18 protein-coding genes are annotated in these 16,534 nt (G+C 66.9%); 6 read left to right on the top strand and 12 right to left on the bottom strand.

Annotated features, from left to right (window positions below):
- Positions 1 to 154 precede the first annotated feature (154 nt).
- The 10 genes from RCF13_RS01215 to RCF13_RS01170 all read right to left on the bottom strand — a co-directional run bounded on the left by RCF13_RS01215 (position 155) and on the right by RCF13_RS01170 (position 7,186).
- On the bottom strand, positions 155 to 604 hold the full coding sequence (locus RCF13_RS01215; protein WP_053500546.1) for a DUF6491 family protein: 450 nt from the start codon (positions 602 to 604) through the stop codon (positions 155 to 157).
- A gap of 187 nt (positions 605 to 791) precedes the next feature.
- Positions 792 to 1,505 carry a lipoprotein-releasing ABC transporter ATP-binding protein LolD gene (lolD, locus tag RCF13_RS01210; RefSeq protein WP_032954095.1) on the bottom strand — a complete coding sequence of 238 codons (714 nt, stop codon included), beginning with the start codon at positions 1,503 to 1,505 and terminating at the stop codon, positions 792 to 794.
- Positions 1,498 to 2,739, bottom strand: a complete 1,242-nt coding sequence (locus tag RCF13_RS01205) for a lipoprotein-releasing ABC transporter permease subunit (RefSeq protein WP_005416136.1) — start codon at positions 2,737 to 2,739, stop codon at positions 1,498 to 1,500. Before RCF13_RS01205 ends, lolD begins: the two co-directional genes overlap by 8 nt.
- 23 nt (positions 2,740 to 2,762) lie before the next feature.
- Positions 2,763 to 3,212, bottom strand: coding sequence for a hypothetical protein (locus tag RCF13_RS01200; protein WP_061480279.1), 450 nt, complete (start codon positions 3,210 to 3,212; stop codon positions 2,763 to 2,765).
- Complete coding sequence (locus RCF13_RS01195; RefSeq protein WP_049413478.1) at positions 3,163 to 3,411, bottom strand: succinate dehydrogenase assembly factor 2; 249 nt, start codon at positions 3,409 to 3,411, stop codon at positions 3,163 to 3,165. The genes RCF13_RS01200 and RCF13_RS01195 overlap by 50 nt, the downstream gene beginning before the upstream one ends.
- 98 nt (positions 3,412 to 3,509) lie before the next feature.
- Positions 3,510 to 4,295: a succinate dehydrogenase iron-sulfur subunit gene (locus tag RCF13_RS01190; RefSeq protein WP_005409079.1), complete on the bottom strand. Its 786-nt coding sequence runs from the start codon at positions 4,293 to 4,295 to the stop codon at positions 3,510 to 3,512.
- A 66-nt stretch (positions 4,296 to 4,361) separates the two neighbouring features.
- A complete protein-coding gene (gene sdhA / locus RCF13_RS01185) occupies positions 4,362 to 6,152 on the bottom strand; it encodes a succinate dehydrogenase flavoprotein subunit (protein WP_014036803.1) in 1,791 nt (596 codons plus the stop codon).
- A gap of 31 nt (positions 6,153 to 6,183) precedes the next feature.
- On the bottom strand, positions 6,184 to 6,570 hold the full coding sequence (gene sdhD / locus RCF13_RS01180; RefSeq protein ID WP_005409077.1) for a succinate dehydrogenase, hydrophobic membrane anchor protein: 387 nt from the start codon (positions 6,568 to 6,570) through the stop codon (positions 6,184 to 6,186).
- Positions 6,567 to 6,959 (bottom strand): succinate dehydrogenase, cytochrome b556 subunit, encoded by a 393-nt coding sequence (gene sdhC, locus RCF13_RS01175; RefSeq protein ID WP_005416132.1) that lies wholly within the window; start codon positions 6,957 to 6,959, stop codon positions 6,567 to 6,569. Before sdhC ends, sdhD begins: the two co-directional genes overlap by 4 nt.
- A gap of 56 nt (positions 6,960 to 7,015) precedes the next feature.
- Positions 7,016 to 7,186, bottom strand: coding sequence for a DUF1674 domain-containing protein (locus tag RCF13_RS01170; RefSeq protein WP_005409075.1), 171 nt, complete (start codon positions 7,184 to 7,186; stop codon positions 7,016 to 7,018).
- Between the two features lie 39 nt (positions 7,187 to 7,225).
- Between RCF13_RS01170 and RCF13_RS01165 the strand changes: the two genes are divergently transcribed.
- Positions 7,226 to 8,101, top strand: coding sequence for a folate-binding protein (locus RCF13_RS01165; protein ID WP_231352664.1), 876 nt, complete (start codon positions 7,226 to 7,228; stop codon positions 8,099 to 8,101).
- 103 nt (positions 8,102 to 8,204) lie between these two features.
- On the opposite strand, the gene ugpC is transcribed toward RCF13_RS01165, so the two are convergent.
- Positions 8,205 to 9,287: a sn-glycerol-3-phosphate ABC transporter ATP-binding protein UgpC gene (gene ugpC, locus RCF13_RS01160; RefSeq protein WP_134967727.1), complete on the bottom strand. Its 1,083-nt coding sequence runs from the start codon at positions 9,285 to 9,287 to the stop codon at positions 8,205 to 8,207.
- Positions 9,288 to 9,639: 352 nt separating this feature from the next.
- On the opposite strand from ugpC, the gene zwf reads away from it, so the two are divergent.
- The 5 genes from zwf (at position 9,640) to eda (ending at position 15,639) form a co-directional block, all read left to right on the top strand.
- The gene (gene zwf / locus RCF13_RS01155; protein WP_061480282.1) at positions 9,640 to 11,076 is read left to right on the top strand and encodes a glucose-6-phosphate dehydrogenase; all 1,437 of its coding nucleotides are present in this window, start codon (positions 9,640 to 9,642) and stop codon (positions 11,074 to 11,076) included.
- Positions 11,073 to 12,080, top strand: a complete 1,008-nt coding sequence (gene glk / locus RCF13_RS01150) for a glucokinase (RefSeq protein ID WP_061480283.1) — start codon at positions 11,073 to 11,075, stop codon at positions 12,078 to 12,080. The genes zwf and glk overlap by 4 nt, the downstream gene beginning before the upstream one ends.
- Entirely contained in the window at positions 12,077 to 12,799 is a 723-nt protein-coding gene (gene pgl, locus RCF13_RS01145) for a 6-phosphogluconolactonase (RefSeq protein WP_049413491.1), read from the top strand. Before glk ends, pgl begins: the two co-directional genes overlap by 4 nt.
- A gap of 58 nt (positions 12,800 to 12,857) precedes the next feature.
- Complete coding sequence (edd, locus tag RCF13_RS01140) at positions 12,858 to 14,774, top strand: phosphogluconate dehydratase (RefSeq protein ID WP_061480284.1); 1,917 nt, start codon at positions 12,858 to 12,860, stop codon at positions 14,772 to 14,774.
- Positions 14,775 to 14,979: 205 nt separating this feature from the next.
- Positions 14,980 to 15,639, top strand: coding sequence for a bifunctional 4-hydroxy-2-oxoglutarate aldolase/2-dehydro-3-deoxy-phosphogluconate aldolase (gene eda, locus RCF13_RS01135; protein ID WP_231352662.1), 660 nt, complete (start codon positions 14,980 to 14,982; stop codon positions 15,637 to 15,639).
- A gap of 98 nt (positions 15,640 to 15,737) precedes the next feature.
- Here eda and RCF13_RS01130 read toward each other — a convergent pair whose 3' ends face one another.
- A complete protein-coding gene (locus RCF13_RS01130) occupies positions 15,738 to 16,385 on the bottom strand; it encodes a response regulator (RefSeq protein ID WP_005416124.1) in 648 nt (215 codons plus the stop codon).
- Between the last annotated feature and the right edge of the window lie 149 nt (positions 16,386 to 16,534).

The raw sequence follows: 16,534 nt of genomic DNA, 5'->3' as shown, positions 1-16,534 counted from the left end.
ATTGGTGGTTTCTTTTAGGGTTAAGTGGAATTTTTGTTTTTCTATATGCCCGAAGTCACGCGGGGGGGTTTGTTTCGGCACGCCTCCCGGGCGGGTCGCGGGGGGCCTGCCCGGGGGCCCTGGATCCGGCGGGGCTTGCCCCGGCGCTACCCGTTTATTTCCCGGATTCCTCGCGCTCCTGCACCTGCGCCTGTCGCAGCTCCTGCTCGGACGCACGCAGGGCCTTCACGTCCAGCTTGCGGATGCTGTTGATGAAGCACGGCAGGCGCGGGCCGCCGGTGGGGTCGCGCACCAGCACCTTGTCGAAGCGCGACGACACGCGGCCCATGCTGCTGGTCAGGCCGATGGCGGTCGCATATGGCAGGTCCTGGCAGGGACCATTCAACTCCAGCAGATAGGCTTCGCTGGGACGGGTCCACACCGCCAGCGCACTGTCGCCCAGCTCGGTCCAGCCATTGAGGCTGCCAAAGAACTGCATGTCATTCTGCGGCGCGCCGGCGTGGGCACGGTACAGATCCAGTTTCTCGGTACTGCTGAGCCGGCCGGTGGTCGCACAGGCGGCCAGTGCCAGGCAGAGTCCGGCCATCAGGATCGGGGTCTTCATGGCGATCTCCTCGGGGAACTGTCGCCATCATGCGCCCGGGCTGGCAACGCCGGCGCGACGGCTCGCGCCCCATTCAGCCGCCGGTCGGCGGCTACTGGCCGGACCACGGTAGACGCCAACCTTGGTTGGCGCTTGCCCTGCAGGAGCAGCCACCCAAGGCCGGCCTCTACCAAAGCGGTCCCAGCGCTCAGACGTCGGCGTGGGCCAGTGCGTGCAGGCGCCCTTCGCGTAGCTCCAGCACCCGGTCCAGGCGCCGTGCCAAGCTGCGGTCGTGGGTCACCAGCACCAGGCTGGTATGACGCGCGCGGTTGAGTTCCAGCATCAGCTCGAACACGGTGCCGGCGGTGCGGTCATCCAGGTTACCGGTCGGCTCGTCGCCGAGTACGCAGGCCGGATGATTGACCAGCGCGCGCGCCACTGCGGCACGTTGGCGTTCGCCGCCGGACAGCTCGCCCGGCTTGTGGTCCAGGCGATGGCCGAGGCCGACCGCTTCCAGCAGCGTGGTGGCCCGGCTGCTCGCCTCGGCCACGGCGGTGCCGGCCAGCAGCACCGGCATCATCACGTTTTCCAGCGCGGTGAACTCCGGCAGCAGGTGATGGAACTGGTAGACGAAGCCCAGCGCCTGGTTGCGCAGCAGGCCGCGCGCGGTATCCGACAGCGCCGACATGCGCTGGCCGGTCACATACACTTCGCCGGCAGTCGGAATGTCCAGGCCGCCCAGCAGGTGCAGCAGCGTGCTCTTGCCGGCACCGGAGGCACCGATGATCGCCACCGTCTCGCCAGCAGTCACGGTCAGGTCCAGCCCATCGAACACCGGGGTCTGCATGCGTCCTTCGGCATAGGTCTTGCCCAGCGCTTCGGCGCGGATCACTTCATCGCCGCGGTTGACGACCTTATTCATAACGCAGGGCCTCCGCCGGCTGGGTGCGTGCTGCCCGCCAGGCGGGATACAGGGTGGCCAGGAAGCTCATCAGCAGCGCGACCACGGTGATCGCCACCACGTCGCCGGTCTGCATGTCGGTCGGCAGGCCGGTGATGTAATAGACATCCTCCGGCAGCAGCTTGACGTTGAACACGCTCTCGATGGCGCCGAGGATGCGCTCCAGGTTGAGGGTCAGGGTGATGCCACCGATCAGGCCGGCCAGCGTGCCGAAGATGCCGATCAACGAGCCCTGCACCATGAACACCTGCATCACCCCGCCCGGGGTCAGGCCCAGGGTGCGCAGGATGGCAATGTCGGCCTGCTTGTCGGTCACCAGCATCACCTGCGAGGACACCAGGTTGAAGGCCCCCATGGCGATGATCAGCGACAGCAGGATGCCCATCACCACCTTCTCCATGCGCAGCGAGTGGTAGAGGTTGGCGTTCTGCTGCGTCCAGTCACTCACGCGGTAGGCACCGCCGAGGCTCTGCGCCAAGTCCACGCCCACTTCCAGCGAACGGTCCATGTCGTGCAGTTTCAGCCGCACGCCGGTGGCGCCGTCACTGCGCAGAACACGCTCGAGGTCCTGCATGTTGGCGAAGCCGACGCCGCGATCGACCTCGTTGTACCCGGCCTCGAAGATGCCGCTGACGGTGAAGCGCTTCATCCGTGGCACCGCACCGGCCGGCGTGCCCTGCACTTCGGCAAAGGTCACCAGCACCTGGTCGCCAACGTCCACGCCCAGCCAGATCGCCAGCTCCTTGCCCAGCAGCAGGTTGAAGCTGCCCGGCTTGAGGCTGTCATAGCTGCCCTTGGTGACCTTCCTGTCGATCACCGAGACGTTCGGCTCCAGCGCCGGATCGATGCCCTGGATGATCGCGCCCTGCACGCGCGGGCCGCTGATCATCGACTGGATCTCGATGTACGGCGCGGCACCCGCCACGCGCGGATCCTTGCGGGCAACATCAACCACCCGCATCCAGTCCGGCATCGGCTCGCCGTCGCGGCTGATGGTGGTATGGGCGGTCATCTGCAGCAGGCGGCTGCGGATTTCCTTCTGGAAACCGCTCATCACCGCCAGGGTGGTGATCAGCACCGTAACGCCGAGCGCGATGCCCAGGATCGATGCCATCGAGATGAAGGAAATGAAGCCGTTGCGGCGCTTGGCGCGCAGGTAGCGCAGGCCGATGGCCACGGGAATGGGTTTGAACATGCAGGCACGCCGGTCAATTCAGCTTATGGTGCCATTGACCGGGGCCGACGGGAAACGCTGCGTGTGGCCACGGCCAGTCGCAGTTCACGTCGCTGCCCTGAATCGAGCACATCCGGCCAGAACAGCAGGCGCCGGCGGCGCCGATCCTCACGCCACAGCAACAACAACCATGGGCCACGCACCACCAGCCGTGGCGTATCGACGTCCCGTCCGGCCACCTGCAATGCCTCGGGAAGCGGAGGCAGAAGCACCTGCACGCGCGGCCTGCGCTGGCGCCAGGCCAGTTCGGCCAAGCCGACGCCCCAGGCCAGCAGCAGCGCGGGCATCAGCAGCCGCGCAGGCAGATCCGAGGCGCGCAACAACCAGGGGGAGGCCAGCAGCACCGCCAACTGGGCGGCGGCCTGCAGCCGCGAGGGGCGCCACTCAAGGCTTGAGGGCGAGGATCTTCTGCATGAGGGGGATCGCGTGCGCATGCGGGCAGGCCTCATAGCCCATGAACCAGCGCCACAACTTATCGTCCTCGCAGTCGAGCAGGAACAGGAAAACCTCGCGCTCTCCGGTCGGTGCAGTGCTCCACTCACGGTCCAGGTAGCGGCCGAACAGCTGGTCCAGTTCGCGCATGCCGCGGCGGCAGCGCCAGCGCAGCTTCTTCAGCAGGACATCGTCTTCCATCGTGCTTCTCCAGATACAGCAAAGCCACGCATGGCGTGGCTCTACTGGGTGGCGCAGCCTCGCGTGACGTGGCTCCACCGGGTACTGCCAGGCCTGTATCAGGCGCGGCGCTCCATCATCAGCTTCTTGATCTCGGCGATCGCCAGCGCCGGGTTCAGGCCCTTCGGGCAGGTCCGGGCGCAGTTCATGATGGTATGGCAGCGGTACAGCTTGAACGGATCTTCCAGATCGTCCAGGCGCGCACCGGTGTCCTCATCGCGCGAGTCGATGATCCAGCGATAGGCCTGCAGCAGGATCGCCGGGCCCAGGTAACGCTCGCCGTTCCACCAGTAGCTCGGGCAGCTGGTCGAGCAGCAGGCGCACAGGATGCACTCGTACAGGCCGTCGAGCTTCTTGCGGTCTTCCGGCGACTGCAGGCGCTCGCGGTCCGGCGGTGCCGGGGTCTGGGTGCGGATCCACGGCTTGATCGAGGCGTACTGCGCGTAGAAGTGGGTCAGGTCCGGAACCAGATCCTTGACCACGTTCATGTGCGGCAGCGGGTAGATCGGCACTTCCTTCTTGCCGCAGTCCGAGATGGCTCGGGTGCAGGCCAGGGTGTTGGTGCCGTCGATGTTCATCGCGCACGAACCACAGATACCTTCGCGGCAGGAACGGCGGAAGGTCAGGGTCGGGTCGATCTCGTTCTTGATCTTGATCAGGGCGTCCAGGACCATCGGGCCACAGGCGTCCAGATCGACTTCATAGGTATCGGTGCGCGGGTTGCTGTCGTCGTCCGGACTCCAGCGGTAGATCTTGAAGGTGCGCACATTCTTGCCGCCGTTCTTGACGGGGAAGTGCTTGCCCTTCGTGATCTTGGAATTCTTGGGGAGTGAAAACTCGGCCATGGCTGCTCTCGTTGGCTCAGGCGGCCCGCGCCCGTGGGCGCGGATTGCATGGTAGGCGGGGTCGGATCAGTACACGCGCGGCTTCGGCGGCACCACGGACACGTCGTCGGTCAACGTGTACATGTGCACCGGACGGTAGTCGAAGCTGCACTTGCCCTTCTCGTCGACGCTGACCAGGGTGTGCTTCTGCCAGTTGACGTCGTCGCGGTCGGGATAGTCCTCGTGCGCATGCGCACCACGGCTTTCCTTGCGCTGTTCGGCCGAGTTGATCGTCGCCACCGCGTTGAGCAGCAGGTTGTTCAGCTCGTAGGTCTCGATCAGGTCCGAGTTCCAGACCAGCGAACGGTCGGAGACCTTCACGTCCTGGAACGAGTCGAAGATCTTGTCCATCTTCTCGCAGCCTTCCTTCAGCGTCTGGCTGGTGCGGAAGACGGCCGCGTCAGCCTGCATGGTGCGCTGCATGCGATCGCGGATGACCGAGGTCGGGGTATCGCCGTTGGCGTGGCGCAGCTTGTCCAGCAGGCCCAGCGCCTTGTCGCAGGCATCGGCCGGCAGCGGCTTGTGCGCGGCACCCGGCTTGATGGTCTCGGCGCAGCGGTTGGCCACCGCACGGCCGAACACCACCAGGTCGAGCAGCGAGTTCGAGCCCAGGCGGTTGGCGCCGTGCACGGACACGCAGGCCGCTTCGCCGATGGCGTACAGGCCCGGCACCACGGCGTTGTCGTTGTCGCCGACCTTCTGCACCACTTCACCGTGGTAGTTGGTCGGGATGCCGCCCATGTTGTAGTGCACGGTCGGAATGACCGGGATCGGCTGCTTGTGCACGTCGACGCCGGCGAAGATGCGGGCGCTCTCGGCGATGCCCGGCAGCTTCTCGTCGATCACACCCGGGCCGAGGTGGGTCAGGTCGAGCAGGATGTGGTCCTTGTGCTCGCCGACGCCGCGGCCTTCGCGGATCTCGATGGTCATCGAACGGCTGACCACGTCGCGCGAGGCCAGATCCTTGTAGTGCGGTGCATAGCGCTCCATGAAGCGCTCGCCGCTGCTGTTGCGCAGGATGCCGCCTTCACCGCGGACACCCTCGGTGATCAGGCAGCCGGCGCCGTAGATGCCGGTCGGGTGGAACTGCACGAACTCCATGTCCTGCATGGCGATGCCGGCACGCATGGCCAGGCCGCCACCGTCGCCGGTGCAGGTGTGCGCCGAGGTGGCGCTGAAGTAGGCACGGCCGTAGCCGCCGGTGGCCAGCACCACGCCCTGGGCGCGGAACAGGTGCAGCGTGCCATCGGACATGTCCAGGGCCAGCACGCCGCGGCAGGCGCCTTCGTCGTCGAAGATCAGGTCGAGCGCGAAGTACTCGATCATGAAGCGCGCATCGTGCTTCAGCGACTGCTGGTACAGGGTGTGCAGCATCGCGTGGCCGGTACGGTCGGCCGCCGCGCAGGTACGCTGCGCCGCCGGGCCTTCGCCGTACTTGGTGGTCATGCCACCAAACGGACGCTGGTAGATCTTGCCTTCGGCGGTGCGCGAGAACGGCACGCCGTAGTGTTCCAGTTCGATGATGGCCGGGATGGCCTCACGGCACATGTACTCGATGGCGTCCTGGTCGCCCAGCCAGTCCGACCCCTTGATGGTGTCGAAGAAGTGGTAGCGCCAGTCGTCCTCGCCCATGTTGCCGAGTGCGGCCGAAATACCGCCCTGGGCGGCAACGGTGTGCGAACGGGTCGGGAAGACCTTGGTCAGGCACACGGTCTGCAGGCCCTTGGCGGCCAGGCCGAACGTGGCGCGCAGGCCGGCACCGCCGGCGCCGACCACGACCATGTCGTACTTGTGTTCGGTGATCTTGTAAGCGGACATCTAATCTGGATTCCTGTGTAGGTGCCTGGGCTCAGGCAACGCCGAGGGCGATGCGGCCCACCGCAAACACACTGACGATCATGCCGAGCACGGCGACGAACTTCACCGCGGTCTGCAGCACCAGGGCCAGCAGCGATTCGTGGATGTAGTCTTCCAGCACGACCTGCATGCCGAGCTGCGCGTGCCAGAACATGGCGATCAGCAGGCCGATCAACGGCACTGCATTCCACGGCTTGGCCACGGCGGCGGCGGCGGTCGCGTAATCCGAGCCCAGCAGGCCCAGCACGAAGACCAGGAACCAGATGCCCAGCACCACCAGCGCGGCAGCGGTCAGGCGCTGGTGCACGAAGTGCTCGGTGCCGGTCTTGGCCGAGCCCAGGCCGCGCACGTTCTTCAGCGGGGTACGGAACTTGCTCACGCGGCACCTCCGAACATCACATAGGCCCACACCAGCAGGGTGATCACCAGGCTGCCGATGACCGACAGCCAGCTGCTGCGGATGAAGGCAGGGATGCTGAAGCCGATGGCGAAGTCCTGCACCACATGGCGGATGCCATTGCACAGGTGATAGGCGAACGACCATGTCCACGCGAACAGGAACACGCGGCCATACCAGGCCCCGGCATGGCCGGTGAAGCAGTTCCAGGACTCGGGCCCCATCATCAGGGCCAGCAGGCCGGCAGCGATGATGAGGGCACCAACAGACAGAAAGATGCCGGTGGCTCGATGCAGGATCGAGGTGGCCATCTGAATCTGCCAGCGATACACCTGAAGGTGCGGGGAAAGTGGGCGTTGTCTGGTCGCCATTCGCTGGGCTCGTTGTCTCGGCTGGGCGGCACGCGGCCGCGTTGGCTCAATGCTGATCAGAAATCGATGCAGCGTCCGTTTTTCTCCCAATCGCCATACCGCACCGGATCAAGTCCGCCGCGGCCGCCGAATTCCTCTGCTTTTTCCTGTTCCACAGGCACGGGTGCCGCGGGGACCAGCGGGGCTTCAGATTCGTCGTCGGGAGTGGGGGTTGTTTGGCCTATCATGTTCGGTCTCGCAACGCACAAATTTTAGACCTCGTTCACGTGCCTGACAACCTGCCCCCTGCTTTCGTCGGATATCCGCGCCTGCCCGGCCACCAGCTGCTGAGCCTGCAGGGCCCGGATGCGGCCGCCTTCGCCCACGCCCAGTTCAGCAGCGACGTCACCGCGCTGCCCCTGCTGCACTGGCAGTGGAGCGCCTGGCTGAGTGCCAAGGGCCGCACCCTGGCAGTGTTCCAGCTGCTCCGGCTGGCCGACGATCACGTGATGCTGGTGCTGGCCGACGGCGATGCCGATGCGATTGCGTCGCAACTGCAGCGCTTCGTGTTCCGCCGCAAGGTGAAGGTGCAGGTGCGCAGCGATCTGGCGGTGGCCGGCGCGTTCACCGCACCCGAGGCCGCCAGTGGCGCCGCGATTGCGCAGACCGCAGGTGACGGTTGGGAGCTGGACCTGGGCAGCGACGCCTTGCCGCGGACCCTGCGCATCGGGGCGACGGATGCCGTTGCATCCGGCAGCGAAATCGATGAAGCCGCCTTCGCCCTCGCCTGGCGCCAGGCCGACCTGCGCTACGGATTGCCGCGCTTGGACGAAAGCCAGCGCGAAGTGTGGACCCCGCAGCAGCTGGGCCTGGACCGCCTGAATGGCTACAGCGTGAAGAAAGGCTGCTACCCAGGCCAGGAAATCGTCGCCCGCACCCACTTCCTCGGCAAGGCCAAGCGCGCGGTGCAGCTGCTGCATACCGCGGCACCGGCGCAGGCCGGCGATGGCGTGCTGCAGGACGGCGCGACGCTGGGCACGGTCGCCAGCGTGGCCGGTGAACTGGCGCTGGCGGTGCTGCCGCTGGAGGCCAGCGACGCCGAGCTGCAGGTGGGTGGTGCGGTGGCGCAGCGTGTGCCGCTACTGGATGGATTGGCGCGCTGAGGTTCACGCCGGGCACGGCCCGGCGCTACCGCCGCCATGGTGGGTGCGGACCGTTGGTCCGCACCGCAACGAAGCAGCCGAGCGTGGGCTCGGCTCTACAGCGTCAGAGGCGCTCGCCGGTTTCCGGGTTGAAGAAGTGCAGCCCCTGCGGGTGAATCGCCACGCGGATCTGCTCGCCCACTGCTGGCAGCGACTGCGGTGCCACGCGCATGGTCAGCGCATGCTGGCCACTGCTCAGATTGACGAAGATCTCGTTGCCGACCGGCTCGATGCCTTCGATGCGCGCGGTGAATGCATGCGCATCATCGGCAGCCGCCGGCTGCAGGTGCTCCGGGCGCACGCCCACCGCGATCGGCTTCTGCAGCCATGCCGGATCGATCATCGCCTGGCCCAGCGGTGCACGCCATTCGCCGTCGACCACGCTCACGCCGCCGGCATCGCCCTGCAACGTGCCACGCAGCACGTTCATCGCCGGGCTGCCGAGGAAACCGGCCACGAACAGGTTGGCCGGGCGATCGTACAGCGCCATCGGCGTATCGATCTGCTGGATGATGCCGTCCTTCAGCACCACGATGCGCTGGCCCAGGGTCATCGCTTCGACCTGGTCGTGCGTCACGTAGATCATGGTGGTGCCCAGCTTGCGGTGCAGCTGCGCGATCTCGGTACGCACGCTGTGCCGCAGCTTGGCGTCGAGGTTGGACAGCGGCTCGTCGAGCAGGAATACCGCCGGCTCGCGCACCAGCGCCCGGCCCAGTGCCACGCGCTGGCGCTGGCCACCGGACATCGCCTTGGGCAGCTTGTCCATCATCTCGGTCAGGCCCAGCGTCTGCGCCGCCTCGGCAATGCGCTTGTCGATGGTCGCCTTGTCATGCCCGCGCAGCTTCAGGCCGAAGGCCAGGTTCTCGGCCACGGTCATGTGCGGGTACAACGCGTAGCTCTGGAACACCATGGCGATGTCGCGATCCTTCGGCGCCACGTCGTTGACCATGCGATCACCGATGGTCAGCGTGCCGCCGCTGATCTCTTCCAGGCCCGCCACCATCCGCAACAGGGTCGACTTGCCACAGCCGGACGGACCGACCAGCACCATCAGCTCGCCATCGGCGACCTCGAAGCTGGCGTCCTTCACCGCGACCTGGCCGTTGTCATAGACCTTGCGCACACCCTGCAACTGCACTTTTGCCATATCACCTATCCGGTCCGCCCGAAGCCGGGCTGTCTTTTGGGACTGCCTCGGCCCTCCCGATGGCAGTGATGATTGCGCGCTTGCGGCATGACGGCGAGCACTGCAATCGAATACAGTTGCCCATTCTGCCATGTAAACGTTTTCACGTGGCACTATCCGATGATCGGTGCGCACCGATCTGCGTCGGCGGTTGAACGAAGGTTCCGCCGAGGTAGTGGTTTCGAATGGAACGGTCTTCCGCAACCCCGGAGATCGCCCCTGACGAACCTCGGACAGGCAGTTGCGCGGATGTCCCCCGAACCCAGCCATGAAGCGATTGACAACGATGTCACCCGGATCTGAAACTCGAGCGATGCACGACACCCTCTTCCTGTTCGGTGCCACAGGTGATCTGGCCCAGCGCTACCTGTTCCCTTCGCTGCTTCGCCTGCTTGGCGACGGCCTGCTGCCGGAGGACTTCCGCATCCGCGCACTGGCCCTGTCCGGGCATGACACCGAAGCCTTCCATGACATCCTGCGGCCGCGCCTGCAGCAGGCCATGCCGATGGCCACGCAGGACGACATTGCTGCCCTGCTGCGCCGCATCGACTACCGTTCGGTGGACCTGCGCGACGTCGACTCGGTTGCCGCCGCGGTCTCCGACCTGGTGCACCGCAAGTGCGTCAGCTACCTGGCCATTCCGCCGGGCCTGTACATTTCCACCTGCGAAGGCCTGGCCAAGGGCGGCGCCCTCGCCGCCCCGGCACGCCTGATGCTGGAGAAGCCGATCGGCAGCGACAGCCAGAGCGCCGAGGAAATCATCAGCACCATCGGCCAGTGGATCGACGAGGACCGCGTGTTCCGCCTCGACCACTACCTGGGCAAGGCGGCAGTGCAGAACCTGATCGCGCTGCGCTTCGGCAATACGCTGCTGGAAGCGGTGTGGAACCGCAACTACATCGAATCGGTGCACATCCTGGTGGCCGAGAGCGAAGGCGTGGATGGCCGTGACGCCTACTATGCCCGCTCCGGCGCGCTGCGCGACATGGTGCAGAGCCACATCCTGCAGCTGCTGTGCATGGTGGCGATGGAGCCGCCGGCGTCGCTGGAGGCCGACCGCATCCGCGACGAGAAGGTCAAGGTGCTGCGCGCCCTTCGCCCGCTCGACGCGAAGCACGCCGCGCGTGACAGCATCCGCGGCCGCTACACCGCCGGCACCATCAACGGCCAGCCGGCGCAGGCTTACCAGCCGCCGGAAGGCAGCGACGTGGAAACCTTCGCCGGTGTCACCGCGCATATCGACAACTGGCGCTGGAGCGGGGTGCCGTTCCATCTGGTCACCGGCAAGCGCCTGCCCGAGCGCACCACCCGCGTGGTGGTCACGCTGAAGCCGGTCACCCATTGGCTGTTCGAGCGCCCGCAGCGCGCGCAGGCCGCACCGAACCGCCTGGTGTTCCAGCTGCAGCCGCAGGAAAACATCGAACTGGGCCTGATGAGCAGCCTGGCCGGCCCGGAATGGGGCGCGCTGGAACTGCATCCGCTGGAACTGGAACTGTCGGTGCCAACCGGCCTGCATCGCCGCATCGCTTACGAGCGCCTGTTCCTGGACGCCTTCAATGGCAATCACACGCTGTTCGTGCGCGACGACGAAGTGCGTGCAGCGTGGGCCTGGATCGACAGCGTGGCCGACGCCTGGAAGGACGCCAAGCTGCCGCTGGAACCCTACCCCGCCGGCCAATGGGGCCCGAGCAATGCCGGCGAGTTCCTGCCGCAGGGCGTGGACGCACCGGACAGTGGAGCGTCGGCATGAGGGCCAGTTCGCAGCCGGTGCTGGTGGCCGACATCGGTGGCACCAATGCCCGCTTCGCCCTGGCTGACACCTCGCAGGACGCACCTCTGCAGAAGGACAGCATCCGCGAGTACGCGGTGACGGAGTTCCCTTCGCTGGGTGATGCCGCGCGCCACCATCTGGAACAGATCGGTGCCACCGCAAGCCGCGGCGTGTTCGCAGTGGCCGGTCGCGTTGATGGTGATGAAGCACGCATCACCAACCATCCGTGGGTGATCTCGCGCAGCCGCACCGCAGCGATGCTCGGTTTCGACGAACTGCACCTGATCAACGACTTTGCCGCACAGGCGATGGCGATCTCGCTGCTGCAGCCCGAGGACGTGGTCCAGGTCGGCGGTGCCGCCTGGGTACCGGGCAAGCCGGGCCAGCCGCGCAACTACGCAGTGATCGGGCCGGGTACCGGCCTCGGCGTGGGCGGCCTGATCATGCGCCACGGCCGCTGCTACCCTCTGGAAACCGAAGGCGGCCATGTCAGCTTCCCGCCGGGAACCCCGGAAGAGATCCGCATCCTCGAGATCCTGTCCGAACAGTTCGGCCGCGTCTCCAACGAGCGCCTGATCTGTGGCCCCGGTCTGGTCAACATCCACCGCGCCGTGTGCGAGATGGCCGGTATCGACCCGGGCCAGCTGCAGCCGGTGGACGTGACCGCCCGCGCCCTGCACGGTGATCCGCAGGCAATGCGCACCGTGGACGTGTTCTGTGCCGTGTTCGGCGCCATCGCCGGTGACCTGGTGCTCACCCAGGGCGCCTGGGATGGCGTGTTCCTGACCGGCGGCCTGACCCCGAAGATGCTCGATTCGCTGCAGCACTCTGGTTTCCGCCAGCGCTTCGAACACAAGGGCCGCTTCTCCTCCATCATGGCGCGCGTGCCCTCATTGGCGGTGATGCATCCCCACGCCGGATTGCTGGGCGCCGCCGCCTATGCCACCGACGCCGAACGTGACGCACCAGGAGTTGCCGCATGAACCCCAGCTTCCACGACGATCGCATCGAGTTCATCCAGCACGGCGACGCCGACGGCTGGATCGAGGCGGTGGCCGCTGAGATGGCACGCACCCTCAACCACGACATCAATGAAGTGGGCCGCGCCCGCATCCTGTTGTCCGGCGGCACCACGCCGGCCCCGGTCTATCAGGCACTGGCCGAGCTGGACGTGCACTGGGACCGGGTTGAAGTGAGCCTGGCCGACGAGCGCTGGCTGTCGCCGCAGGATCGCGACAGCAACGCCTGGCTGGTGCGCGAGCACCTGCTCAAGCGTACCGAGGGCGCCCACTTCGATCCGCTGGTACGGATCGGCAAGCCACTGCCCGAATGCGTGTACACCGCCAACCTGCAGGCGCAGCACAGCCAGCCGCCGAGCCTGGTAGCGCTGGGCATGGGCAACGACGGGCACACCGCCTCGCTGTTCCCGGGCTCGAAAGACCTCGCACGCGCACTGGAAAGCACCCTGCCCTACGCCGCGCTGGATGCCACTGGCTGCCCAGGCGCGAACCAGTGGCCGCTGCGCATCACGCTGACCCCGCACGGCCTGCGCCAGTGCCGCCAGCGCCTGTTGCTGCTGCGCGGCAAGCAGAAGCTGCAGGTACTGCGCCAGGCGCTGGACAGCAACGATGCCCAGCAGTATCCGATCCTCAATGCGATCAACCTGGAAGGCGCGCGCCTGCGCGTCCACTGGGCTGATTGATGTCGGCGGCGGCGCCGTGCCGCCGCTTGCCTCTCGCCACCACGAACGCCGGTAGCCAATGAGCCTCCATCCTCAACTGCAAGCCATCACTGAGCGCGTCATCCGCCGCAGCGCCGCCTCGCGCGCCGCCTATCTGGCCGCGATCGATGCCTCCCTGCGTGAGGGCCCGTTCCGCAGCCGCCTGAGTTGCGGCAACCTCGCCCACGGGTTCGCCGCCTGCGGCGGCACCGACAAGAGCCGCCTGCGCGGCGGCGTGACGCCGAACCTGGGCATCATCACCGCCTACAACGACATGCTGTCGGCGCACCAGCCGTTCGAGACCTATCCCGAACAGATCCGCGACATCGCCCGCGAGCTGGGCGCCACCGCACAGGTCGCCGGCGGCGTCCCTGCAATGTGCGACGGTGTCACCCAGGGCCGTGGTGGCATGGAGCTGTCACTGTTCTCGCGCGATGTCATTGCCCAGGCCACGGCCATCGGCCTCAGCCATGACATGTTCGATACCACCGTCTACCTCGGCGTGTGCGACAAGATCGTGCCGGGCCTGCTGATCGGTGCGCTGGCCTTCGGCCATCTGCCGGCGGTGTTCGTACCGGCCGGCCCAATGACCCCGGGCATCCCGAACAAGCAGAAGGCCGAAGTGCGCGAACGCTACGCCGCCGGTGAGGCCACCCGCGAAGAGCTGCTGGAAGCCGAGTCCGCGTCGTACCACGGTGCGGGCACCTGCACCTTCTACGGCACGGCCAACTCCAACCAGGTGCTGCTGGAAGCCATGGGCGTGCAGTTGCCGGGCGCCTCGTTTGTCAATCCGGGCACGCCGCTGCGCGACGCCCTGACCCGCGAGGCAACCGAACGCGCGCTGGACATCACCGCACTGGGCGACGACTTCCGCCCGCTGGGCCGGATCATCGACGAGCGCGCGATCATCAATGCGGTCATCGCGCTGATGGCCACTGGTGGTTCGACCAACCACACCATCCACTGGATCGCGGTGGCGCGTGCGGCCGGCATCGTGCTGACCTGGGACGACTTCGACGAACTGTCGCAGCTGATTCCGCTGCTGGCCCGTGTCTATCCGAACGGCGAGGCCGACGTGAACCGTTTCGCGGCCGCTGGCGGCCCGGCCTTCGTGTTCGGCGAGCTGATCAAGGCGGGCCTGATGCACGGCGACCTGGTCAGCGTCGCGCGTGGCGGCATGGCCGACTATGCGCGCGAGCCGCAGCTGCGTGACGGCCGGCTGGTCTACCTGCCGGGCCTGGAACACAGTGCCGATGACGAAGTGGTGCGTGGGGTCGACAATCCGTTCGAGCACCAGGGTGGCCTGCGCCTGCTGCGCGGCAACCTCGGCAAGTCGCTGATCAAGCTGTCGGCGGTGAAACCGCAGTACCGGACGATCGAAGCACCGGCGGTGGTGGTCGATGCACCGCAGGTATTGAACAAGCTGCACGCCGGTGGCCTGCTGCCGCAGGACTTCGTGGCGGTGGTGCGTTACCAGGGTCCGCGTGCCAACGGCATGCCCGAACTGCATTCGCTGGCACCGCTGCTGGGCCTGCTGCAGAACCAGGGCCGGCGCGTGGCGCTGGTCACCGACGGCCGCCTGTCCGGTGCGTCGGGCAAGATCCCAGCGGCCATCCATGTGACGCCGGAAGCGGCGCGCGGTGGCCCGCTGGCCAAGGTCCGCGAGGGCGACATGATCCGCCTCGACGGTGAGGCCGGCACGCTGGAAGTGCTGGTGGACGCGGCGGAATGGGCAGCACGTCCGCTGGCGCCGAACACCGCGCCGGCCGCGCATGACCTGGGCCGCAATCTGTTTGCGATCAACCGTCGCGTGGTGGGTCCGGCGGACCAAGGGGCGATTTCGATTTCGTGCGGGCCGGCGGCGGCCGATGGCGGGCCGTGGGACTACGACGCGGAGTATGAGCTGGGGCACGATGCGGCAGCGGCGGCGGCGCCGCATGAGGCGAAAGACGCCTGACGCGAAAAGCCGCGGCAGGCTTCCCGGCTTCGGCAGTAGAGCGCCCTGGCCGGGACACGCCGTAAACCCATCCATGGGGGCTCGATCGCGGCATCCATGCCGCTCACGGTCCCGGCCAGGGCGCTCTAATGCCCTTGGACAATTCCCGGCGCGTCATTTGCGCTGCGGCCACTGAATCAAGAAGAGCAAAGGCAAGGGCAAAAGCATGGGTATCGAACGACATCAGGTGAAGGCGGCGGAGCTGTTGCATGCGGCGGGCATCCTGCCCGTGGTGACGATTCATACGCTGGACCAGGCCCGCGCGGTGAGTGCGGCGCTGCTGGAAGGTGGTCTGCCGGCGATCGAGCTGACGCTGCGCACGCCGGTGGCGATGGAAGCGCTGGCAATGCTCAAGCGCGAGCTGCCGGACGTGGTGGTGGGTGCCGGTACGGTGCTGACCGTGGAGCAGATGCAGCAGTCGATCGATGCGGGTGCGGACTTCCTGGTGACCCCGGGGACGCCGCCGGCGCTGGCTGATGCACTTGCCGCTGCGCCGCTGCCGGTGGTGCCAGGTGCGGCGACGCCGACCGAGCTGCTGTCGCTCTACGCCCGCGGCTTCCGCGTGTGCAAGCTGTTCCCGGCCACAGCCGTGGGCGGGCTGGCGATGATCAAGGGACTGGCCGGCCCGGTGGCGGACCTGAAGCTGTGCCCGACCGGCGGCATCACCGAGAACACCGCCGCCGAGTACCTTGAGCAGAAGAACGTGGTCTGCATCGGCGGTTCGTGGATGGTACCGGGCAACTGGATCGCCGGCGGCGAATGGGACAAGGTGCGCGCCAGCGCCGCCGACGCGGCGAAGATCATCAAGCGCGTGCGCGGCCTCTGAGCCCGAAGCAGGTGTAGAGCCGAGCCCATGCTCGGCTCCACTCCAGCGGAATGGAGAGCAGCCGAGCATGGGCTCGGCTCTACGGAAGACCGAATCCCTTACAACGGCCGCGCCGGATCCACCAGCCCGTACTGGCTGGCCATGCGCGCCAGCGCGATGTTGTCGTGGATCCCCATCTTCTCGAACAACCGCGCCTTGTGCGTGTTCACCGTCTTGGCACTCAGGCTCAGGCGCCGCGCGATGTCTTCCTGGCGCAGGCCCTGGGTCAGCAGCAATGCTACTTCCAGTTCTCGCGGCGACAGGCTGTCGAACGGCGAACCATTGCCCTCCACCGTCGACAAGGCCAGGTTCTGCGCGATGCTGGTGCCCAGGTAGCGACGGCCCATGGCCACATCGCGCACCGCGCGCAGCAGCTCCTGTGCATCGCAGCCCTTGCCGATGTAGCCCGCGGCCCCCGCCTCCAGCAAGCGCTTCGGCAGCGGCCCGTCTTCCAGCACCGACACGATCACCACGCGGGTGTTGCGGTGGCTGCGGACGATGCGCTCGGTCACTTCCATGCCACTCACACCGGGCAGGTGCAGGTCGCACAGCACCACGTCCGGCAGCAGCTGGCGGACGTCGCGCAGTGCGTCTTCACCGGTCTCGGCTTCGCCCACCACCTCGATGTCGGTCTCCCCCGACAGGATCATCTTCATCCCGGTGCGGACCAGCGCATGGTCATCCACCAGGTAGACTCGAATCGTCATTCACGTACCTCTTCGAATGCGGCCATTGCAGGTCAAGCTAGGCAGGACGCCGATACCCCTGCAAGCGCGTTCGGGACGCGATCCGGGCGTTCTGCCTTGCGCATCACAGTAACGCGCGTTGTGCTTGCCCCCTGTCTTGCAGAACCTGC

This window comes from Stenotrophomonas maltophilia group sp. RNC7 (assembly GCF_030910085.1).
Lineage (GTDB): Bacteria > Pseudomonadota > Gammaproteobacteria > Xanthomonadales > Xanthomonadaceae > Stenotrophomonas > Stenotrophomonas sepilia.
This window is presented reverse-complemented; position numbering and strand designations above follow the sequence as displayed.